At 63.8% G+C, this 21726-nt stretch carries 22 protein-coding genes and 1 tRNA gene; 15 read left to right on the top strand and 8 right to left on the bottom strand.

All coding sequences use genetic code 11. The features are described from left to right. The first annotated feature begins 120 nt into the window (after positions 1–120). From F6X40_RS05640 to otsA, 3 genes are all read left to right on the top strand, one after another. The gene (locus tag F6X40_RS05640) at positions 121–390 is read left to right on the top strand and encodes a hypothetical protein (RefSeq protein ID WP_187627079.1); all 270 of its coding nucleotides are present in this window, start codon (positions 121–123) and stop codon (positions 388–390) included. Between the two features lie 200 nt (positions 391–590). Beyond that, positions 591–803 (top strand): hypothetical protein, encoded by a 213-nt coding sequence (locus F6X40_RS05635; RefSeq protein WP_026225665.1) that lies wholly within the window; start codon positions 591–593, stop codon positions 801–803. 233 nt (positions 804–1036) lie between these two features. Continuing rightward, complete coding sequence (gene otsA / locus F6X40_RS05630) at positions 1037–2464, top strand: alpha,alpha-trehalose-phosphate synthase (UDP-forming) (RefSeq protein WP_184065538.1); 1428 nt, start codon at positions 1037–1039, stop codon at positions 2462–2464. Between the two features lie 153 nt (positions 2465–2617). On the opposite strand, the gene F6X40_RS05625 is transcribed toward otsA, so the two are convergent. The 5 genes from F6X40_RS05625 to F6X40_RS05605 form a co-directional block, all read right to left on the bottom strand. Next, positions 2618–4036 carry an MFS transporter gene (locus tag F6X40_RS05625; RefSeq protein ID WP_187627078.1) on the bottom strand — a complete coding sequence of 473 codons (1419 nt, stop codon included), beginning with the start codon at positions 4034–4036 and terminating at the stop codon, positions 2618–2620. Positions 4037–4153: 117 nt separating this feature from the next. Then, a complete protein-coding gene (locus tag F6X40_RS05620) occupies positions 4154–4657 on the bottom strand; it encodes a YbhB/YbcL family Raf kinase inhibitor-like protein (RefSeq protein WP_018419796.1) in 504 nt (167 codons plus the stop codon). Positions 4658–4898: 241 nt separating this feature from the next. Then, positions 4899–5345 (bottom strand): very short patch repair endonuclease, encoded by a 447-nt coding sequence (locus F6X40_RS05615; protein WP_184045730.1) that lies wholly within the window; start codon positions 5343–5345, stop codon positions 4899–4901. 30 nt (positions 5346–5375) lie between these two features. Then, positions 5376–6668 (bottom strand): DNA (cytosine-5-)-methyltransferase, encoded by a 1293-nt coding sequence (dcm, locus tag F6X40_RS05610; protein WP_187627077.1) that lies wholly within the window; start codon positions 6666–6668, stop codon positions 5376–5378. Between the two features lie 300 nt (positions 6669–6968). After that, positions 6969–7295, bottom strand: a complete 327-nt coding sequence (locus F6X40_RS05605; RefSeq protein ID WP_184065550.1) for a hypothetical protein — start codon at positions 7293–7295, stop codon at positions 6969–6971. A gap of 203 nt (positions 7296–7498) precedes the next feature. Here F6X40_RS05605 and F6X40_RS05600 point away from each other — a divergent pair, with 203 nt between their 5' ends. From F6X40_RS05600 to F6X40_RS05580, 5 genes are all read left to right on the top strand, one after another. Further along, positions 7499–7690, top strand: a complete 192-nt coding sequence (locus tag F6X40_RS05600) for a CsbD family protein (protein WP_184065553.1) — start codon at positions 7499–7501, stop codon at positions 7688–7690. Positions 7691–7919: 229 nt separating this feature from the next. Then, entirely contained in the window at positions 7920–8141 is a 222-nt protein-coding gene (locus F6X40_RS05595; RefSeq protein WP_184045738.1) for a hypothetical protein, read from the top strand. Between the two features lie 129 nt (positions 8142–8270). Further along, complete coding sequence (locus F6X40_RS05590; RefSeq protein ID WP_187627076.1) at positions 8271–8978, top strand: glutathione binding-like protein; 708 nt, start codon at positions 8271–8273, stop codon at positions 8976–8978. 7 nt (positions 8979–8985) lie between these two features. Next, positions 8986–9390: an acyltransferase family protein gene (locus F6X40_RS05585; protein WP_262421372.1), complete on the top strand. Its 405-nt coding sequence runs from the start codon at positions 8986–8988 to the stop codon at positions 9388–9390. An 80-nt stretch (positions 9391–9470) separates the two neighbouring features. Beyond that, on the top strand, positions 9471–10310 hold the full coding sequence (locus F6X40_RS05580) for a hypothetical protein (protein WP_187627075.1): 840 nt from the start codon (positions 9471–9473) through the stop codon (positions 10308–10310). Between the two features lie 25 nt (positions 10311–10335). Here F6X40_RS05580 and F6X40_RS05575 read toward each other — a convergent pair whose 3' ends face one another. After that, positions 10336–11274 (bottom strand): methyltransferase domain-containing protein, encoded by a 939-nt coding sequence (locus F6X40_RS05575; RefSeq protein WP_187627074.1) that lies wholly within the window; start codon positions 11272–11274, stop codon positions 10336–10338. A gap of 638 nt (positions 11275–11912) precedes the next feature. On the opposite strand from F6X40_RS05575, the gene F6X40_RS05570 reads away from it, so the two are divergent. The 3 genes from F6X40_RS05570 to F6X40_RS05560 are packed head-to-tail and all read left to right on the top strand — an operon-like array spanning position 11913 to position 13315. Further along, positions 11913–12701: a hypothetical protein gene (locus F6X40_RS05570; RefSeq protein ID WP_187627073.1), complete on the top strand. Its 789-nt coding sequence runs from the start codon at positions 11913–11915 to the stop codon at positions 12699–12701. A 6-nt stretch (positions 12702–12707) separates the two neighbouring features. After that, on the top strand, positions 12708–13079 hold the full coding sequence (locus tag F6X40_RS05565; protein WP_262421371.1) for a hypothetical protein: 372 nt from the start codon (positions 12708–12710) through the stop codon (positions 13077–13079). Further along, positions 13076–13315 carry a hypothetical protein gene (locus F6X40_RS05560; protein WP_187627072.1) on the top strand — a complete coding sequence of 80 codons (240 nt, stop codon included), beginning with the start codon at positions 13076–13078 and terminating at the stop codon, positions 13313–13315. Before F6X40_RS05565 ends, F6X40_RS05560 begins: the two co-directional genes overlap by 4 nt. Before the next feature lie 295 nt (positions 13316–13610). Here the strand turns inward: F6X40_RS05560 and F6X40_RS05555 are convergent. Together F6X40_RS05555 and F6X40_RS05550 are read right to left on the bottom strand one after the other, a co-directional pair. Then, a tRNA-Arg gene (locus tag F6X40_RS05555) sits at positions 13611–13685 on the bottom strand. A 235-nt stretch (positions 13686–13920) separates the two neighbouring features. Beyond that, positions 13921–14112 (bottom strand): rubredoxin, encoded by a 192-nt coding sequence (locus tag F6X40_RS05550; RefSeq protein WP_184009557.1) that lies wholly within the window; start codon positions 14110–14112, stop codon positions 13921–13923. Between the two features lie 214 nt (positions 14113–14326). Here F6X40_RS05550 and F6X40_RS43170 point away from each other — a divergent pair, with 214 nt between their 5' ends. The 4 genes from F6X40_RS43170 (at position 14327) to parC (ending at position 21566) form a co-directional block, all read left to right on the top strand. Beyond that, positions 14327–14674, top strand: coding sequence for a DUF4399 domain-containing protein (locus F6X40_RS43170; protein ID WP_311539624.1), 348 nt, complete (start codon positions 14327–14329; stop codon positions 14672–14674). Between the two features lie 156 nt (positions 14675–14830). Then, complete coding sequence (locus F6X40_RS05540) at positions 14831–16765, top strand: ATP-binding cassette domain-containing protein (RefSeq protein WP_187627113.1); 1935 nt, start codon at positions 14831–14833, stop codon at positions 16763–16765. Between the two features lie 433 nt (positions 16766–17198). Further along, entirely contained in the window at positions 17199–19184 is a 1986-nt protein-coding gene (locus F6X40_RS05535) for a DNA topoisomerase IV subunit B (protein WP_184021455.1), read from the top strand. Between the two features lie 60 nt (positions 19185–19244). Beyond that, entirely contained in the window at positions 19245–21566 is a 2322-nt protein-coding gene (gene parC / locus F6X40_RS05530) for a DNA topoisomerase IV subunit A (protein ID WP_184065579.1), read from the top strand. Positions 21567–21726: the final 160 nt, after the last annotated feature.

The following is a 21726-nucleotide window of genomic DNA, read 5'->3' as shown; positions in this document are numbered from 1 at the left end:
CCGCGCCGCGTTCGCACGTCATCCGCGTCCCCCGTATCCGCCCGCCCGGGCTTCCGGGCGGGCACCCGAACGGCACAAGCCTTGCTGCGCTCCGGTGGAACGCAAAACGAGGTCACCGACATGCCGCACCTGCCGCCGCAACTGTCGTATTTCGCCGCCATTTCCGCGCCGTCCAGGCGGTTGCACGCTCATCGGCCCGAACCGGTCGAGCCGCCCACTGCACCTCCCATCGCGCCGCCGGACCCGGCCGAACCCGACACGATCCCCGGCCCGACACCCGATCCGATCGAACCCGTCGAACCGGTCACGCCGCCGATCGGCGATCCGCCGCCGCAGCCAACGCAAACGCCTCAGGCCGCCGACCGTCCGTCGCGACCGCGGCAATGTTGATACGACCGTCGATGTCGGCGCCCTGTCGCGCACTCGATGGAACCACATCCCGCACTGCAAGGCGTCATGCCCTGGGTCGGTGCAGAGCATTGCTGTAGTTGTTACAAAGCCGGCGCATGTTTTACCGGCAATTTACCGTTTCGCCCCCTAGACTGTAGGGATGCCGCGACAAGCGGCAGGCTTCCCCCGGAGGCACGATCATGAGACACCCCGCATTGCGACGTTCCGCGCGGCACTCCAAGCGCGGGCCACGGCCGGCCGAGGTCGAGACTGAGCCGGTGGTGTCGCCGGACCCGGCCGCGCAGAATCGGATCGCCCCGCATACGCCGCCGGACGGCGAGCACAACCAGGGCGGGGTGCGTCAGGAAGGCCTCGAATACCAGCGCGATCTGGGCTCGGAGCAGGATGCCTGAGGCAGCGTAGCACCCGGGCGGGGGTATCCCGGCGACCGGGATACCGGTAAGAAAGACCTCCGCATTCGTCGGATTTAACAGAAAAATTTTCTTCGCCATCTGTGATGATTGCGGGGATTTGCTCGTTTGTCACATTTCCATACAACTTTATTTCCGATATCTCATATATCGGCACGATGATTGCATGCACCGTTTTGGCGCAATTCCGCATACAACGAAACAATGGAGCACTAATGAGCAGATTGATCGTGGTATCGAATCGTGTCGCACCGATTCAGGAAGCGCGTCCGGCAGCGGGCGGGCTCGCGATCGGCGTGCTGGACGCACTGAAGGAGACCGGCGGCGTCTGGTTCGGCTGGAGCGGCGAAACGGTCAGCGAGCCATCCGCGCCCGTGATCGAGAAGCAGGGCAACGTCACCTACGCGACTGTGGGCCTCACCAAGCGCGATTACGACGAGTACTACCGCGGTTTTTCGAACACCACGTTGTGGCCGACCTTCCACTATCGCAACGACCTGTCCCGCTACGACCGCGAGGACTACGCGGGCTACCAGCGCGTCAACGCGACGCTCGCCAAGCAGCTCAAGGAACTGCTCAAGCCCAGCGACATCATCTGGGTGCACGACTACCATCTGCTGCCGTTCGCGCGCTGCCTGCGCGAGCTCGGCGTGAAGAACCCGATCGGCTTCTTCCTGCACATTCCGTTTCCGGTGCCCGAAGTGTTGCGCACGATTCCGCCGCATGAAGAACTCGTCAAGGCGATGTGCAGCTACGACGTGATCGGCTTTCAGACCGAGGCGGATCGCCAGTCGTTCGTCGACTATATCGAGCGCGGTCACCACGGAACGTCGAGTGAAGACGGCATGGTGCACGCGTACAACCGCTTCCTGAAGGTCGGCGCGTACCCGATCGGCATCTATCCCGACGCGATCGCGAAGGCCGCCGAGCAGTTCACCGACCGCAAGGCGGTGCGCAGCCTGCGCGACGGCATGCGCGGGCGCAAGCTGATCATGAGCGTCGACCGGCTCGATTATTCGAAGGGGCTGGTCGAGCGCTTCCAGGCATTCGAGCGGCTGTTGCAGAACGCGCCCGGCTGGCACGGCCGCGTGTCGCTCGTGCAGATCGCGCCGCCGACCCGCGCCGACGTGCAGACCTATCAGCGCATCCGGCAAACGCTCGAAGGCGAGGCGGGCCGCATCAACGGCCGGTTCGCGCAGCTCGACTGGACGCCGATCCAGTATCTGAACCGCAAGTACGAGCGCAATCTGCTGATGGCGCTCTTCCGCCAGTCGCAGGTCGGCTATGTGACGCCGCTGCGCGACGGCATGAATCTGGTGGCCAAGGAGTACGTCGCGTCGCAGGATCCGGCCGATCCGGGCGTGCTCGTGCTGTCGCAATTCGCGGGCGCGGCCGAGCAGCTGCCGGGCGCGCTCGTCGTCAATCCGTTCGATCTGTCGCAGATGGCCGAAGCGCTCGAGCGCGCATTAGCGATGCCGCTCGCCGAACGTCAGGCGCGTCATGCGGACATGATGGAGCCGATGCGCGAGAGCAACCTGTCGGTGTGGCGCGATACGTTGCTCGATGATCTGCGCCACGTCGCGACCGCGTCGTCGGTGACGGCCAAAGCGGTAAAGCTCGCTGACGTGACGGCATCGCCCTGAGCCGAAGGGCGCGGCCCGCGCAGGCGGGCGGCGCCTGTGCCGCTCACGTCGTGCATGGAGTGACAGGGAAGATCAAGGCAAAAAGGCGTGCATCGCCTCGTGCGATGCGCGCCTTTTATCGTGCATGTCTTGCGCGCGTAGCGGCCACAGCTCTCAGGCCGGCTGCGCCGCCTTCTGCATGACCCGCATCGTGCTGACGACCGCCGCGACCGCCGAGAACCCCGCGGCCACATACAGCGCGATGATCGTCCCGCTCTGCGGCGCGACGCCGAAGATCAGCGCGACCAGCGCCGCGCCGAGCGTTTGCCCGGTCAGGCGCGCGGTGCCGAGCATGCCGCTCGCGCCGCCGCTGCGTTCGCGCGGCGCGGACGACAGCATCGTGCGATTGTTCGGCGACTGGAAGATGCCGAAGCCCGCGCCGCACAGCGCCATGCGCCACGAAATCTGCAGCGCGTCCGGGTGAGGCCCGAGCGTCGCGAGCAGCAGCAGGCCGACCGTCATCGCGGCGAGCCCGACGCCGCCGAGCCAGCCGGCCGATATCCTGTCCGACAGCACGCCGGCAACGGGCGCCGCGATGATGATGATCGCGGGCCACGGCGTCATCAAAAGACCCGTTTCGACCTGCGACATGCCGAGCGTTTCCTGCAGCAGGAACGGCAGCGACACGAACGCGAGCATCTGCGCGCAGAACGAGCAGACCGACGTGCCGACCGACAGCGCGAACACCGGAATACGCAGCAGGTCGATCGGCAGCAGCGGGGCGGGCCGCGTCAGCTGGCGACGCACGAAGAAGTAGCCGATGACCAGCGCTCCGAGCGCCTCGAGCGTCACGTAGCCGAAACGCTCGCCGTGGCCGAGGCCATCGACCGCGAAAATCAGCAGGCCGAACACGAACGCGTTCATCACCGCGCTCAGATAGTCATATGGGGATTCGTGGCCGGGGTTCATCGGCAGCGCCTTGAAGCCGCCGACGATCGCCGCGATCCCGATCGGCACGTTGATCGCGAACAGCCACGGCCAGCTCGCGATCGCGAGCACGCCCGAGGCGACCGTCGGCCCGACCGCCGACGACACCGCCACCACCATCGCGTTGATCGAGACGCCGCGCCCGAGCTGGTTAGGCGGATAGATCATGCGCACGATCGCGGTGTTCACGCTCATGATGCCGGCCGCGCCGAAGCCCTGAACCACTCGCGCGAGCGCGAGCGTCGCCAGCGAGTTCGACAGCGCGCAACCGAACGACGCGACCGTGAACAGGATCAGGCCCGACAGATAAATGCGCCGGTAGCCGATGCGGTCGCCGAGCGACGCGAGCGGCAGCAGCGAGATCGTGATTGCGAGCTGATACGCGTTGACGACCCAGATCGACGCGGCGGCGCTCGCATTGAGGTTGCGCGCGATCGTCGGCAGCGCGACGTTGGCGATCGCGCTGTCGAGCACCGCGAGCGTCAGCGAGAGCGCGATGACGAGCATCGCCCAGTAGCGTTGTGGGACCGGTAGGCCCAGTTCCTTGCCTTCGAAGCGGGAAGTGGAGGGCGTCGAGCCGTCCGTGCGCGGGGAGGGTGCGTGCATCGATTGTTTGATTTGTCGGAGATGTTGGCGCGCCTGTGCGCGGCTCACGCGCTGGCCGCTGCGGGCGTATCGGTCGGCGCGGCGCCGGCGTTACCGGGCGCCGGCGCCGCGCGTGCGTTATTTGAGTTCGTAGAGGCCCGTGTGGGTCGTCGAATCGATTTCGTTCAGGTGCGTCATGAAGCGCGCGACCGCGTTGGTGGTTTCCGCGCTGACCGGCAGATGCGGCACTTTCAGCGCATGCAGCCGGAAGATATAGCGATGCGTGCGATCGCCGCGCGGCGGCGCGGCGCCGCCGAAGCCGACCGTCCCGTAGTCGTTGCGCACCTGCATCGCGCCCTGCGGCAGCAGCGAGCCGTCGGCCTTGCCGGCGTTGCGCGGCAGCGAGCGCGCGTCGGCCGGAATGTTCACGACGACCCAATGCCAGAAGCCGCTGCCGGTCGGCGCGTCGGGATCGTGAACGGTGAGCGCGAAGCTTTGCGTGTCCGCGGGCGGCGCTTCCCATTGCAGCGACGGCGAGATGTTTTCGCCGTCGCCGCCGAACGCCTTGTCGTTGTACTCGTGGGCTCTCGGCATGAAGCCGTTGGTGGGAAAATCGTCGGACCAGAGACGGAAGTCAGCCATGATGTGCCTCCCTTGTTGATTGGTTCTGGGATCGTCGGAGTTCGCGATGTCGCGGCGGGCGAGGCGCATCTCGCGGCATGCCGAAGCGCGTGAGGACGTGCCGCGAAAGCGCAGGAAAGCACCCGGAAAACGCCGCCGAAGCGTGCCTCGAAGGCATCTCGAAAGCGCGCCGGGTGAGCTTTTCGAGTGTAGCACCAGCGGCCGCGAGACTCGCGCGAGCCGGGCAGGTCGCGCGCGGTTTTCAGCCGCGTTCCTCCAACTCCGGCGCGTCGCTTCCGATCCACGCGACGAGCCGCTCGATCACGCCCGCGATATCGCGATTCGCGCCCCGCAAAGCGCATTCCCACACGACCGCGACGCGCCAGCCGCTCGCGAGCAGCGCGGCGCGCACCTTGTCGTCGTTGCTGCGATTGCGGCCGATCTTGTCGCGCCAGAAGTCGGGCCTCGTCTGGGGCCATTTGAACAGATGACAGTCGTGGCCATGCCAGAAGCAGCCATGCACGAGCACCACCGCGCGATAGCGCGGCAGCACGATGTCGGGGCGGCCGGGCAGATCGCGCGCGTCGAGCCGGAAGCGCAGGCCCCGCCGATGCAGCAGGCTGCGGATCAGGATCTCCGGCTTGGTGTTGCGGCCGCGGATGCCGGACATCATCCGGCTGCGCGTCGCGCTATCGACGATATCGACCATCGTCAGCGGGCCAACGGGTCGCGCGGCCGCTCACGCGTAGAGCGGCAGGGAGTGTTTCGACGCATCGCGGGTCGGGTGGGCAAGCAGGGTTTGCACATGCGGCAGCATGATACGCGCCACTTCGCGCATCACCGGCATCACGACGCTATTGCCGAACTGCCGGTAGGCCTGCGTATCGCTGACCGGAATCCTGAAGGTGTCGGGAAAGCCCATCAGTCGAGCGCATTCGCGCGGCGTCAGGCGACGCGGGCGCAGCGCCTCGCCCTGATAGACGAGAATTTCGGAGCCGTCCTTGTGATAGCGCGCCGACAGCGTGCGCGTCACGTTGTCCGGATAGGCCATGCCGAAACCGAAGCCGTTGCCCGCCGCACGATGCTTGGCCGCGTAGTTTTGCAGATACGCCCACAGCTTCGGGGTGAGCGTGTACTTCGGCTGCACGCGGCGCGCGGCGTGGTCGAAGAAGCGCTCGTGGTCCCACGGCAGCACCGGTTCCGTGCCGTCCGTGCGATGCAGGATCGCGCCGAGCCGCGGACCCTGTTCGGGCAGGCGCAGGTCGTCCCATGTGAACCCGGTCTTGCCGCGAAAGCCCACCACGATGATGCGCTCGCGATGCTGAGGCGCGAAATGCTGGCCATCGATCACGCGGTAGTGCACCTCGTAGCCGAGCTCGTCGCGCAGCGTTTGCAGGATCACGTCGAAGGTGCGGCCCTTGTCGTGCGACAGCAGGTTCTTTACGTTTTCGAGCAGGAACGCGGCGGGGCGCTTCGCGGCGATGATGCGCGCGACGTCGAAAAACAGCGTGCCCTGGGTCGTGCATTCGAAGCCGTGCGGCCGGCCAAGCGCGTTTTTCTTGCTGACGCCGGCGATCGAAAACGGCTGGCACGGAAAGCCGCCGAGCAGCACGTCGTGGCTCGGCACGTCCTCGGCGGGAAACGTGACGATGTCGCCGGTCAGCGCGTGCGCGCCGCCGCTCGCGGAGTTGTCGCCGTGGTTCTCGCGATAAGTCCGCGTCGAGAACTCGTTCCACTCGCTGGTGAACACGCATTCGCCGCCGTGCGCCTCGAAGCCCATGCGAATGCCGCCGATACCCGCGAACAGATCGATGAAGCGGAAGCGCGCCGCGTCGCCCGCGTGTTGCGCCTCACGCGCGCCTTGCCGCAGCAGATCGCGCAACGCGGGTTCCAGCATCGCGGGACAAGGCGTTTCACCTTTTTCCCAGCGACGCACCGTCTTGATGTCCTTGCCGACATGGGCTGCGATTTCGCGTTGGGTGAAACGGGCGCGCGCCTGCTTGAGCAGGTCGAACGGGGCGGCGAGGGTCACGTGGCGTCCTTGCTGGGAATTTTTGCGGACATTATGACCTAAGGTCGTCCCATTTCCCTATTGTTGGCGCCGATTGATCAGGAATTTTTCGCGATACGTCGCGCCGCTGCGTTTGTCTGCGGCGAAACATGCCTGTGACGAATGCGGATATACGCTCGTCCCGTGACGCTGGTTTCCGGCGTTGCGACGTGTGTTGGCGGCCGCGACCTCGTGCCCGGCCGCTTTTTTTGCGGCGCGCAAGACGAGCGGCGTGCCCGCTTGGCGCCACGCGTGCGGGTGCAGCGGGTGGGGCGGACGCGGTCAGGCCGACTTCACCTTCTTCACCGGGGCAGCCCGCTCGAATCGCGAGGTCGGCGCGGGCGCGAAGCGTTCCCATTCGGGCAGCGGCGTCGAGGCCAGCCGATCGAGTTGCAGCAGCAGGCTGTCGACTTTGTCCAATTGGGCGGTAGAAAGCTGGCCGCTGTCGACCAGCGCGGTCAGTCGTTTGCGCCAATAGGTGGCTGGCAGGATCGGACCGCCGAAATCGCCGCGCAGGGATACGTGCATCACCCGCGCGATGTGCGCGATGTCGTGGTCGATCAACGCAGCTTGCGATGATCCCGAAATCGTAGTCTCCGTGCGGTCCATGACTCCTCCCTGAGCGCATTTACGGCGGTGCGCGGCGAGACTTTAGGCCTTTTGATAAAAAATTTGCCCGATCGCGCGTCGGCGTTCGTCGGTGCCGCGGCCCCGCGCGCGGAGCAGCTCCCGGGAACGGCCGTTGCTGCTTCTCACACACCGGCGGAATACCGCGCCGGCATTTCCGTCGACTACGCATATGGGAGCCGAGCATGAACAAGGATCAAGTGAAGGGCGTTGGCCAGCAGGTCAAGGGCAAGGTCAACGAGGCCGTCGGCAAGGCCACGAACGACCCTGCGAAGGAACTCAAGGGCGACCTGCAGCAGGGCGCCGGCAAGGTGCAGAAGGCCTATGGCGATGCGAAGGAAAACGCCAAGGACGATGCAAAGCGCGGTCGTCACTGAACCCGTTCGGTGCAGGTTGCCGTAACGGCGGAGGCGTCGCGATCGTCGCGGCGCCTTTGTTTTTTGTACGGCGCAGGTCGGACATGACGCGTCCGATTTTACAAGTTGGGTCACGGCTGACGTTGGCGCGGCGGCCGGCCTGGGAGTAACCCGTGATCGCGATGATCGGCATTCCGCACGCGCTGCGAGCCCTTTAGACTTGGCGCAATCCCATCAGGAGGTCGCGCCAATGACACCCGAAAAGATACTTTCGATGTTCGAACGGCAGTATTTGGAAGGCAAGGCGCCGCCCGATCTCGAAGCGACCTGCGCGAACTTCGCGACGTGGCTCGCGGCCGCGTGGGAACTGCTCGACGGCACCGAAAAGACGCTGCTGCTGACGGTCGGCGCGGCGCTGTGGCGCGAGGGCTTCAACGTGCGCGCGGGTACGGCGACGAAGGACTTGTGGTGAACCGCCGATCGCGAACGGCGCTGTTGCCGCAGCGTTTGTAGGGTCTTCACGCGGCCTTGCACGCGTTGTGTCGAGGCGGTTTATATTGGGCGGTCTTGCAATTTCTGTCCCATAGGGCGACCCGAACCCATGACCGATTTATCCGCTTTCGCGATCACGAAGAAATGGCCGGCCGAGCATTCGGACCGGATTCAGCTCTATTCGCTGCCGACGCCCAATGGCGTAAAGATCTCGATCATGCTCGAGGAAACCGGCTTGCCGTACGAGCCACATCTGGTGCGCTTCGATACCAACGATCAGATGACGCCGGCGTTTCTGTCGTTGAACCCGAACAACAAGATTCCGGCGATTCTCGATCCGAACGGTCCCGACGGCAAACCGCTGCCGCTGTTCGAATCGGGCGCGATCCTGATTTATCTCGCCGACAAAAGCGGCCGGCTGATCCCGCAGAACGCCGCCGGGCGCTACGAGACGATCCAGTGGGTGATGTTCCAGATGGGCGGCATCGGTCCGATGTTCGGCCAGGTCGGCTTCTTCCACAAATTCGCCGGAAGGGAGTACGAGGACAAGCGTCCGCGCGATCGCTACATCGCCGAATCGAAGCGGCTGCTCGGCGTGCTGGAGCAGCGCCTGGAAGGACGCACATGGGTGATGGGCGATCAGTATTCGATCGCCGATATCGCGATCTTCCCGTGGGTGCGCAATCTGGTCGGCTTCTATGAGGCGGGAGAACTGGTCGGCATTCAGGACTTCCCGAACGTGCGGCGCGTGCTGGCGACGTTCGTCGAGCGTCCGGCGGTGGTGCGCGGCCTGAATATTCCGCAGCGGCCGGCTTGATGGCCTGTTGCGCGCGCCCGCCGCGCTGGGCGTCGTCGCGTCTCATACCGACGGCATCGTTGCCGCGCATGGCTGGCTCGTCCATGTTTTTCCGCGCGTGTCGCGCTATGGCGAAATCGGCGTCGACGTCTTCTCCGTGATCTCCGGCTTCGTGATGGCGCTGGCGACTCAGGGTTTGCCCCCGGGAATCCAGTCGGCGCGCTCGTTGATATGCGCCCGCATCGCGCGGGTCGTGCCGCTCTACTGGATTCTCACCGCGTTGTTTATCGCGCTCGTCGCGTTCGTGCCGGGCGTTTCCGAAGCGTTCGGTCATGCGCGCGTGAGCGCCTGGCATGCGCTGTCGTCGTTTCTGGTGCTTCGACGGTTTTTCGTGTCCTTGAAATTAATACCGCTGAGCGCGTATAACCTTTGAGGTGAGTAAAGTTCTTACCGGCTTATCGGGCGAGAATCGCGCGACAGCGCTGTGACGCGACCGGACGAAAAGGTGAAGCAATGAGCGCCGTTACATTGTTCGCGTGGTCCGTTCCGGCGTATTTCCAGGATTCCGTGGTCGACCATACATGGGTGACGACCTACGACAGCCGCGCGAAGATTTACCCAGCGCTGGCGGACGTCCTGATCGCGGGCGAGCACTATTGGTACAGCTGGGGCAGCTTCCACGCCCGAGGTGGGACGCCGGTCAGTGCGGATGGTTTTTTGGCTTCCGGCGCGGCAAATCTGCTTTATGCTAGTTGTCTATGTAAGCCCGATGTGGACTCGAACATCGATCCGGCCGCTCGTGGAACGATATTCAGCTATGGTCGCGATGGTGTATGCCATCAACTGTCAAACCAGATTCTTTGGGCGACCGGCAGCGGTGGAGCGGCTCCAGCTACCGTCCGCAAGTCCAGGGGCTACTGGTTGAGCATCGCGATCTTCGGACCATACGGCAAGCAGCATGCTGCATGGGCGAGCAAGAAGATTCAGTGCTCGACACCAAGCGGGAGTGACGCGATGAAGCCAGGAGATCAGGAATCCGATGTCGACGATTTTCAGGAGCATCTTCAGGCGACTTTGACGGGTCCCGACGCGGATGCGAAAATCAAGTCGTTGATGAATCATCGACGCGCATTTATGGTGCGGGTCGAGCGTTTGCAACATGCCCCGCAGGGCAGCGATGTTCCGTCCGCCTCGGAGCTGAACCAGGCCTATTCGTCTTTTCTCCACGACGCTGCTGACATTCTGGGTCCCGAGGACTTCGAGCGAGTTTTTGGTGAACGCCCAAAGGATCAGATGAACGTCGTCGATCCTTCGATATACGAGCAAAGTGTCCGTCGGCCGATGCAAAAATAATGGAGCCGCTGGACTGGGCGTCGTCTCAAACGCGTTTCGCGATCACCGTCGTCGAACTCGCAATGTCGAGATTCTTTTTTGCGCTTAGCTGCTTCACAAACGATCGATCCAGCAACGTCGGCGGTCCTTGCAGAATTTCTTCGACCGTGAGCGCCTTGAATTCCTTCAGCGCATTCTCGTCGAGACCATCGGCCCATTCGCTCATGATCCAGTAAATCGACCAGATGGCCGATGTCGATTCCGGTACGTACACACGTTCGACATTGATCGCAGATCCGAACAGGTTGAGAATCCCCTCGGCTGTCATGTTGTAGTAGTGATGCGGGTAGCCGTGAGTAGGTTGAGTCAGCGGAATCACCACGACCAGATCGCCTCCTGGCTTCAACACGCGAAGAATCTCTTTGGCGGCAGTGAATGGGTCCTTCACATGTTCGAGGACATTCAACGACAGAAGGCCATCGAACGATGCATCTTTGAATGGCAGAACTTCGCCGACACCTCGCACATCGGTGGATGGATAGTTGGTGATGTCGAAATTGATCACGTTTTCGTAGATCGCGGGACGGCTGCCGGCCCCACAATCCAGAATGATCCCCGACGGATGGCGCTCGATCATACTCAGTGCATCCTGATCGTACAGATTGCTTCCGGCCAGTTCCGAGTCGTAAATGTCGAACTGGGAGCGCAGATCGGGCGACAAAAAATCGAAAAATTTTCCGTCGTCACTAAATGGCATATCAGTGCGAAGGACAGACGCTATTATTTTTCTTCGTTCCTGCCTGGATTGGGCCGCCACCTGTGCATCTTGCCTGCGATGACTTTCGGCGCTTCCGAAAACTTCGAAATGCGATCTTCCCGATCGTAATGCGCCGAGCCTGACAGCCTCAGCGACGTCCGGATTTGCGGCGAGATAGGCCTGCTCACAAAAATTCAACGCGGTAACGCATTCAAGCGCTTGATCCATGTCGGTCCTCGGAAACGTTTCGAAGTCGGCTCGCAGATTATAGCGATCTGAGATTTCCGGGAGAGCCTGATTTTCCGGGGGTGTCGAACGGGTGGTTCGCCTGGAAGGCGGATCGGCAACAAAAAGCTTCGCAGCGCAAGGTGTGCGGGGCTGACAGAATTCATACGTCAAGGCTGGCGATGTTTGCGGGGAGTTTTCGATTTTTTGTGCCCCCACCTGTGCCCCTAAAATCGGTCTCCTGAGGAAAAACGGGTGCGATTTCTGTGTGACCTGGATGCGGCGCAATCGATCGCCGGGGCGATTGATTTGCTTGTATAGCCCCCTAAAGCGGGGCCGCTTCAGATCCGGCGTCACATAAGGGAGTAGTTTTTCGCCGCTTCACCGCCTCAGTGCTGCTCCGCATTCAGCAGCATCTAGACTCGTCTCCTCCTTGCAGGAATCCTTGCAAGTCCGGTTTTTCGTCCGGCCTTTTCGGCGCTTCGGCGCGCGCACGGCCGTGTGTGGTGACGCATGGCGGACCGGCGCAGGGACGAGTGTCAACGATTGTGTCGGATCTGTCGCTCCGTTCCCGGCTTTGTGCTACATAGCCTCTTCAAATCGCTTTTGGAGGAGGCACAAGTCGATGGGATTACAGACAGATGGCGATTGACTTCGACGTCGGAACGCATCGGCGCTGCACGCTCTACACGCGACATGAGTATCACGGTAATGCCCTGAGCAACGAGGCGCGCGCCGGCCGCCAGCTCATTACCTCGGCAGGATTGCGGGAACTCACGCGCGACAGACGTCAGCTAGCGCGGCTCGTCGAATTCATGCGTAACGCGCGCAGTGGCGCATACGCGAGTAGCGCTGCTCCAGAGCAGACCGCCCGGGTGCTACAGAACGCCGTCGAACGTGGAGATGTAATCGCAGTCGTGCCCACGCCGCGTACGTCGCGCGGAGGCGGTGCGCCTATTGAGCAGAAGATCCGGCCGTACTACGCGACCGTCACGCCGTCGCAGCTATTCAGGCGCTCGCTGCCTGTGGTGAGTGCCGGGCGTTCATTCCAGCGTCCTGTACTTCCGCGACTGGCCGCCGACGATGATCTCGCCATCTGGTTCGCCCGCCCCGGTGACGTGCTTCCGGATGGAACCATCGCTACGCCGGTATCAACGCCGCTTGGCGATGCGCAGGCGTTCGACTATCAGCCCGACATGCCGGGTGGCGCAGCAGATGAAGTTGCCGGGATGCCGTTCAAAGGCACGCCGGGGACGTGGATCTCCAGTATGCCTGGGACGATGCCGCAGTTGCGTCAGTTCGGGCCGAATGGCACGCCGCTAGCGGACTTTGACCTTGAAGCGCACCACGGCAATCCAAATCCGCACGCGCACAATTGGGACGGCTACAGCCGCGACGAGGGCGCGCCGGTCTCCTTGCTCCCTTGGTAAATCGATATGACGGATGAAATATTGAAGGCGTGGGGCTATTTCCACGATTGGTATCTGGACAGCGTGGTCATTGGCCCGAATACCGAGCCCCGGACGCTGACGCTAGGCCTGTACCTTGCCAACAGGCGCGCGTTGGTCACGTTCAACGGCGTGACGTGTGTTTCGGTTGAGCATCTTGGCTTGCTGAATATCGTCTACGGCATTCACATCGTTGCCCCGGACGACGCGAAGCACGCGCGGGGAGAGCGACTTACCGACAAGAAAGCCGCACTGCTTGCTTTCATCTATTCCACTCTGGGTGCCGAACTCGCGATTGAGTGTGACTCGCTTGAGGTCCGTGAGACCGACGGCGGAACATGTGGCCCTCGGCTCCCGTGATCGCAAAACGAAAGCGGGACCGCCTCGCTGGCGAGCGTGGTTGCTTCGTTCAGAAGTACGCGAGTAAGGCGCACGCCCGGCATGATCGGAACGACCGCCGATACGACAGGGAGATCGAGAAAGCGATGCGGGCGGTACGCGCAGACGAGCTTTCCGAACTGCTGTCCGGCGACGGCAACGAGGACGAACTGCCAGAAGCGCTGAGCGGCACGGTGGAGATTGACGAGTACCGCTAGAGCGGGCACGAATGGATGGGCTAGTGGCAATCGAAATCCAGGCGAGAGCCGGCAACCTTTGTGTGGTCTATGCTCGAACGGAATATTGCGGCGACGCCGGGAGTAGTGAGGTACGCGCTGGCCGCAAACGCATCGTCACTGCCGGCCCGACCACTTTGGCGAGGGACGAACCGCAACAGGTGAAGCTCGCTGAATTTCTGCGCGATGCCTCCGCACCGTCTCACGTTCGCGGCGACTCGTCAGTGCAGATTGGGCCCATGTTCAATATCTTTCTGGGCAACGCCGGGAAGCTATCTGGTCCCCCTGACAGGAATCGAACCTGTATCTAGCGCTTAGGAGGCACTTGTTCTATCCATTGAACTACAGGGAGAGGACCGGGCCGGACAGATCGGCGAGGACTCGGTGAGTCCAGACTGACCACCGAGCGCAGAGTATATCAAACCGGCGCGGGCAAAAGGAGAGCCAAGCCAGCAGCCGCCCGCGCCTCGCACAAATCCCGCAAAAACAAACGGCCCCGCAGACATCGCCTGCCGGGCCGCGCAAACCACCTGAGCATCTGGCGAAGCGCACGCAACCGCGCCTATCGCCCCAAGCTCATCTCACTGTCAAAACTCCACTACCGCGAACTCCGCCTTGCCCACGTCGCACAGCGGGCAGCGCCAGTCTTCCGGAATGTCGGCGAAACGCGTGCCCGGTGCGATGCCTTCTTCGGGCAGACCGTCTTCCTCGTTGTAGATCCAACCGCAAATCAGGCAGACCCAGCTCTTGAATTCCGTCACTTCGATTACTTCGCTCACGACACGCTCTCTCGTTCAATGCAATGGCCGGCTTGCTCTGCCCCTTTATGGGGCGGCGCGGCGACCCGCAATATTACCGGAATTTGTCAAATCAGCCGCAGACGACCGATGCGGCGCCGCCCCAACGCCTCTGCTGCGAGCCCGGGTTCGCGCGACGGGCCTCGTCACACAAGCCGTGTACGCTTTGACCTGCAAGCTATCTGATTGGACAGATGTGGCGCGCGCTTCGCACGTATTGCGACGATCGGTCTCGGGCGAGGCCGCTGGCGGCGCCGCATCGCATGGTTGGTCGGCGCCGCGGCGGCTGGGCTACTCGCCGGGTCAGGTGTGGCGCAGGCGGAGCGGCACCGGGCATCATCACCTGCTGATCGACGGCAAGCCGCTGCCGAAGGGCGAGGTCGTCCCCGCGACCGACAAGTCGCTGCACTTCGGCAAAGGCCAGACTGAAACCGATCTGACGCTGCCGCCGGGCGACCATACGCTGACGCTGCAATTCGGCGACGGCGCGCATCGCTCGTATGGGCCGGAGATGAGCAAGACGATCACGGTGCACGTCAAGTAAGCAACTGCTTGAAAGGCCGGGCCGGCCCGCGCCGATAGCGTTGCACACTGTGTCGCGCGCTTCATCGCGCGGATGTTCCCGCCCGGCATACCTGCGACCGGCCCTGCGCCCGGTACAATGAGCAGTTCCGACTCATCGCTGTCTTCTCCCATTCCCATGTCGCTTTACACCATTACCGGAGCGCAGCTCGCGTTCGGTCACGTCGCGCTGCTCGACCACGCGGATTTCTCGCTCGAAGCGGGCGAGCACGTCGGGCTGATCGGGCGCAACGGCGCGGGCAAGTCGTCGCTGTTGAAAATCGTCGCCGATCTGGCCAAACCCGACGACGGCCTCGTCACGCGTCAGCAGCATCTGAGCACGGTCTACGTGCCGCAGGAGCCCGAGTTCAACGCCGACGACACCGTGTTCGACGCGGTCGCCGCCGGACTCACCGAGGCGCGCGCGCTGCTCGACGAATACGACGCGGTCGCGCATCAGCTCGCCGACACGCCTGAGGGCGCCGAACACGACGCGCTGCTCGCGCGCATGAACACGCTGCAATCGGCGTTGGACGCCGCGGACGCATGGAATTGGAGCACGCGCGTCGCGACCACGCTGCAGCAGATCGGCCTGAACGGCGAAGCCCGTGTCGGCTCGCTGTCGGGCGGCATGCAGAAGCGCGCCGCGCTCGCGCGCGCGCTCGTCGTGCAGCCCGACGTGCTGCTGCTCGACGAGCCGACCAACCATCTCGACTTCGACGGCATCCGCTGGCTCGAAGATCTGCTGGTGTCGCTGCGCGCCGGGCTGCTGTTCATCACACACGATCGCGCGTTTCTCGACCGCGTCGCGACGCGCATCGTCGAGCTCGATCGCGGGCGGCTGCTGTCGTATCCGGGCAATTTCTCCGCGTACCAGACGCGCAAGGCGCAGCAGCTCGAAGTCGAGCGCATCGAGAGCGAGAAGTTCGACAAACTGCTCGCGCAGGAAGAAGTGTGGATTCGCAAGGGCGTCGAGGCACGCCGCACGCGCAGCGTCGGCCGCATCGCGCGCCTCGTGCAGATGCGCAACGAGCGCGCCGAGCGCCGCAACGTGCAGGGCAACGTGAAGCTCGACGTCGGTCAGGGCGAGAAGTCCGGCAAGATCGTGGCGGAACTGACGGACGTGACGAAGCGCTATGGCGAGCGCGAGGTGGTGGACCGCTTCACGGCCACGGTGATGCGCGGCGACAAGATCGGCTTCGTCGGTCCGAACGGCGCGGGCAAGACCACGCTGCTGAAGCTGATCCTCGGTGAACTCGCGCCGGACGAGGGCAACGTGCGCGTCGGCACGAATCCGCAGGTCGCGTATTTCGATCAGATGCGCGCGGCGCTCGATCTGGAAAAGAGTCTCGCGGACACGATCAGCCCCGGCAGCGAGTGGGTCGAAATCAACGGCCAGAAGAAGCACGTGATGAGCTATCTCGGCGACTTCCTGTTCGCGCCGGAGCGCGCGCGTTCGCCGGTCAAGTCGCTGTCGGGCGGCGAGCGCAACCGGCTGTTGCTCGCGCGCCTGTTCGCGCGCCCGGCCAACGTGCTGGTGCTCGATGAACCGACCAACGACCTCGACATTCCGACGCTCGAACTGCTCGAAGAACTGCTGATCGACTACGACGGCACGGTGCTGCTCGTCAGCCACGACCGCGCCTTTCTCGATAACGTCGTGACGTCGGTGATCGCATCGGAAGGCGGCGGCAAGTGGCGCGAATACGTCGGCGGCTTCACGGACTGGCAGACGCAGCGCGATCGCTCGGAGCAACTCGCGCTCGAAGCGCAGAAAGAATCGAGCAAGGAAGCGCCGAAAGAAGCGGCGCCGAAGGACAGCGCGTCGGGCCGCAATGCGCAGCGCAGCGCGAAGCTGTCGTTCAAGGAGCAGCGCGAACTGGAGGCGCTACCGAAAATGATTGCCGACCTCGAGGCCGAACAGAAGGCAATCGGCGCGCAGCTCGAAGACGGCTCGGTGTTCGCGAAAGATGCACGCGAAGGCGCGCGTCTGACCGAGCGCTATGCCGAGATCGACGAAGAGTTGATGCTCGCGCTCGAACGTTGGGACGAGCTGGAAAACCGCGTCAAGTAACGCGGCGTGCGCGGCCGGCACAAAAACAACAGAAAGCGCCGCCGCGCACGGCACCGAAATTCAGCCGGCGCGCGCCCGTGCATTTTCCGCCGATACCTATCGCGCCGCCGTCCTGCGAGCCGTCCATCCTCCATTGCATGTCCCCCAACGCCCGCCGCGCCTTATCCGGTCGGCCAATTCAGCGCGGGGTCAATTGCCGCCGTGATCGAAATCAGTACAATACCCCGCGAACAGGCTTCCCCGGCGGGCTGTGCGTCCATGTCCGGCATTCCAGCGCGCCAACGGAAGCCGCGCGACAAAACAGCTTGCCCGCATCGCGGGCGCTCCACCTAACCCCGTTGTTTCGTTTCGCTTTTTTTGAATACTCAACGCATTGTCCAGGCCCTGTCCACAGGACCTGTGGACAACGATGAACCGACGCACCGAGTCAATCATGTCTACGAAAAAGCCAAACGCCGCGTATAGCGAAGCGTCGATCAAGGTGTTGAAGGGTCTGGAGCCGGTCAAGCAACGACCCGGCATGTACACCCGCACCGAGAATCCGCTGCACATCATTCAGGAAGTCATCGACAACGCATCGGACGAGGCCCTCGGCGGCTACGGCCGGCAAATCACGGTCACGCTGCACGCGGACCATTCGGTCTCGGTCGACGACGACGGCCGCGGCATTCCATTCGGCCTGCACCCCGACGAAGGCGTACCGGTCGTCGAAATCGTTTTCACGCGCTTGCACGCGGGCGGCAAGTTCGACAAGGCCGCCGGCGGCGCCTATACGTTCTCGGGCGGTCTGCACGGCGTCGGCGTGTCGGTCACCAACGCGCTGTCCACGCGGCTCGACGTCACCGTGTGGCGCGACGGCAAGGTCGCCGAACTGAGCTTCGCGCACGGCGACGTCGCGAAGCCGCTCGAAGTGCGTGCCGCCACCAGGGCCGACAAGAAATCCGGCACGCGCGTGACCGCGTGGGCCGATCCGAAGTACTTCGATTCACCGAACCTGCCGCTCGGCGAATTGCAGCGTCTGTTGCGCTCAAAAGCGGTGCTGCTGCCGGGCGTCGAGGTCACGCTCGTCAACGAGAAAACCGGCGAGCGGCAAAGCTGGAAATACGAAGACGGCCTGCGCGGCTATCTGCTCGAAGGCATGAACGGCAGCGATCTGCTGATTCCGCTGTTCGAGGGCGAGCGCTACGCGGAAAGCTCGCGTTCGAGCGAAGAGACGTTCGCCGAAGGCGAGGGCGCGGCGTGGGTCGTCGCGTGGAGCGAGGAAGGGCCGCTCACGCGCGAGTCGTACGTGAACCTGATTCCTACGCCCGCGGGCGGCACGCATGAGTCGGGCTTGCGCGACGGTCTTTATCAGGCGGTCAAGAGCTTCGTCGAGTTGCACAACCTGCAGCCGAAGGGCGTGAAACTGCTCGCCGAAGACGTGTTCGCGCGGGTGTCGTTCGTGCTGTCGGCGAAGGTGCTCGATCCGCAGTTTCAAGGGCAGATCAAGGAGCGCCTGAATAGCCGCGATGCGGTCAAGCTCGTGTCGTCGTTCGCTCGGCCGGCGCTCGAACTGTGGTTGAACCAGCACGTCGAGCATGGCAAGAAACTCGCGGACCTCGTGATCAAGCAGGCGCAGGCGCGCACGCGCGCGGGGCAGAAGGTCGAGAAACGCAAGAGCTCGGGCGTCGCCGTGCTGCCCGGCAAGCTGACCGATTGCGAATCGACGGAAATCGGCCGCAACGAACTGTTCCTCGTCGAGGGCGACTCGGCGGGCGGCTCCGCGAAGATGGGCCGCGACAAGGAATACCAGGCGATCCTGCCGCTGCGCGGCAAGGTGCTGAACACATGGGAAACCGAACGTGATCGCCTGTTCGCGAACAACGAGGTGCACGACATTTCAGTGGCGATCGGCGTCGATCCGCATAATCCGGACGACAAGATCGATCTGTCGAATCTGCGCTACGGCAAGATCTGCATTCTGTCGGATGCGGACGTCGACGGCTCGCATATCCAGGTGCTGCTGCTCACGCTGTTCTTCAAGCATTTCCCGCAACTGATCGAGCGCGGTCATGTGTGCGTCGCGCGTCCGCCGTTGTTTCGCGTCGATGCGCCCGCGCGCGGCAAGAAGCCCGCGCAGAAGCTCTATGCGCTCGACGAAGGCGAGCTCGAGGCGATTCTCGACAAGCTGCGCAAGGACGGCGTGCGCGACAACCAGTGGTCGATCAGCCGCTTCAAGGGTCTCGGTGAAATGAGCGCCGAGCAGCTGTGGGACACGACGATGAATCCCGACACGCGCCGCCTGCAGCCGGTCGCGCTCGGCGAACTCGACTACGATGCGACCGTCGCGCGCATGACGATGCTGATGGGCAAGGGCGAAGCGGCGTCGCGCCGCAGCTGGCTCGAAGAGAAGGGCAACGAAGTGGAAGCGGACATCTGAGCGCATTGCGCCTCAATCCGGCATACGACACTGCAAGCCAAACACGGACACGGAATCTAGATGGACGACGATAACACTCTCGACCTTTTCAACGAGCCACCGTCGGACAGCGACGTGCTGACGCTCGGCAACTACGCGGAGCGCGCGTACCTCGAGTATGCGGTCAGCGTGGTCAAGGGCCGCGCGCTGCCCGATGTTTGCGATGGGCAGAAGCCGGTGCAGCGCCGCATCCTGTTCGCGATGAACGAGATGGGCCTTGGCGACAACGCGAAGCCGGTCAAATCGGCGCGCGTGGTCGGCGACGTGCTCGGTAAGTATCACCCGCACGGCGACCAGTCCGCGTACGACGCACTCGTGCGTCTCGCGCAAGACTTTTCGATGCGCTATCCGCTGATCGACGGCCAGGGCAACTTCGGCTCGCGCGACGGCGACGGCGCGGCGGCGATGCGTTACACCGAAGCGCGCCTGACGCCGATCGCAAAGCTGCTGCTCGCCGAAATCGACCAGGGCACGGTCGACTTCATGCCGAACTACGACGGCTCGTTCGAAGAGCCGAAGGTGCTGCCGGCGCGTCTGCCGTTCGTGCTGCTCAATGGCGCATCGGGCATCGCCGTCGGCCTCGCGACGGAAATTCCGTCGCACAACCTGCGCGAAGTCGCAGGAGCGGCGGTCGCGCTGATCCGCAATCCGAAGCTCTCGCATGCGGAGCTGATGCAGCACGTGCCCGGTCCGGACTTCCCCGGCGGCGGCCAGATCATTTCGAGCGAGGCGGAAATCGCCACCGCGTACGAAACCGGCCGCGGCAGCCTGAAGGTGCGCGCGCGCTGGAAGATCGAGGATCTCGCGCGCGGCCAGTGGCAACTCGTGATCACCGAACTGCCGCCGAATACGGCCGCGCAGAAGGTGCTCGAGGAAATCGAAGAACAGACCAACCCGAAAATCAAGCTCGGCAAGAAGACGCTGACACCCGAGCAGTTGCAGACGCGGCAGACGCTGCTCGGGCTCGTCGACGCGGTGCGCGACGAATCGGGCAAGGACGCGCCGGTGCGTCTCGTGTTCGAGCCGAAGTCGAGCCGCATCGATCAGACCGACTTCGTCAACACGCTGCTCGCGCATACGAGCCTCGAATCGAACGCACCGCTGAACATGGTGATGGTCGGCGGCGATGGCCGGCCGCGTCAGAAGGGCTTGAGCGAAATCCTGCACGAGTGGATCGCGTTCCGTTTCGCGACGGTGACGCGCCGCACGCGGCATCGTCTGTCGAAGGTCGACGACCGCATCCATATTCTCGAAGGCCGGATGATCGTCTTCCTGAATATCGACGAAGTCATCCGCATCATTCGCGAATCGGACGAGCCGAAGGTCGCGCTGATGGCCGCGTTCGGTCTCACGGATCGCCAGGCCGAGGACATCCTCGAAATCCGGCTGCGTCAGTTGGCGCGCCTCGAGAAGATCAAGATCGAGAAGGAACTGGCCGAGCTGCGCGACGAGAAGGCCAAGCTCGAAGAGCTGCTCGGCAGCGAACCGGCGATGAAGCGCCTGCTGATCAAGGAAATCGAAGCCGACGCGAAACAGTATGGCGACGAGCGCCGCACGCTGATCCAGCAGGAAAAGCGCGCGACGTTCGAAGCGCGCGTGGTCGACGAGCCGGTCACCGTCGTGGTGTCGCAGAAGGGCTGGGTGCGCGCGCTGAAGGGCCACGGGCTCGATACGGCCGGCTTCAGCTTCAAGGCCGGCGATGGCCTTTACGCGGCGTTCCAATGCCGCACGCCCGATACGCTGATCGCGTGGGGTAGCAACGGGCGCGTCTATTCGGTCGCGGTGGCTCAGCTGCCGGGCGGACGCGGCGACGGCGTGCCGGTCACGTCGCTGATCGAGCTCGAATCGGGCAGTCATTTGATGCACTACTACGCGGCGTCGGCGGAACAGGCGCTGCTGCTCGCGTCGAGCAACGGCTTCGGCTTCATCGCGAAGGTCGGCGATATGGTGAGCCGCGTGAAGGCCGGCAAGTCGTTCATGACGATCGACGCCGGCGCCGCGCCGCTCGCGCCGATGCCGATGCTGCCGGACGCGGCGCAGGTCGCGTGTCTGTCGTCGGGCGGACGTCTGCTCGTGTTCGGCCTCGACGAGATGAAGACGCTGTCGGGCGGCGGCCGTGGCGTCACGCTGATGGCGCTCGACGACAACGAAACGCTCGTGCAGGCGCTCGCGATCAATCAAGCAGGCGTGATGCTGATCGGCACGCGTCGTGGCGGCCGCGTCGACGAGGAGAAGCTGGCCGGCGCCGAGCTTGCGGCGCATGTCGGCAAGCGTGCACGCAAGGGACGCGCGCCCGCCAGCAAGCTGAAGCTCGACGGCATGCGTCCGGTGCTGCCGGCCTAGTGGAGTCGATTTAACGAAGTTTGACGCTGTAAAACCGTGAGCGCCTGCTAGCATGCGGGGCGCTCGCGGTCTGTCGCAGCAATGTCCGTCGCGCGAAGGGTGTGGAAGCAAACGGGGCGCGGCCGCGTCGCGGCCAGATGAACGGGCCGCGATCACAACG

The organism is Paraburkholderia sp. UCT31 (assembly GCF_014397655.1).
Taxonomy (GTDB): Bacteria; Pseudomonadota; Gammaproteobacteria; order Burkholderiales; family Burkholderiaceae; genus Paraburkholderia; species Paraburkholderia tuberum.
The sequence above is the reverse complement of the archived record's forward strand: the minus strand, read 5'-3'. Positions and strand labels throughout refer to the sequence as shown.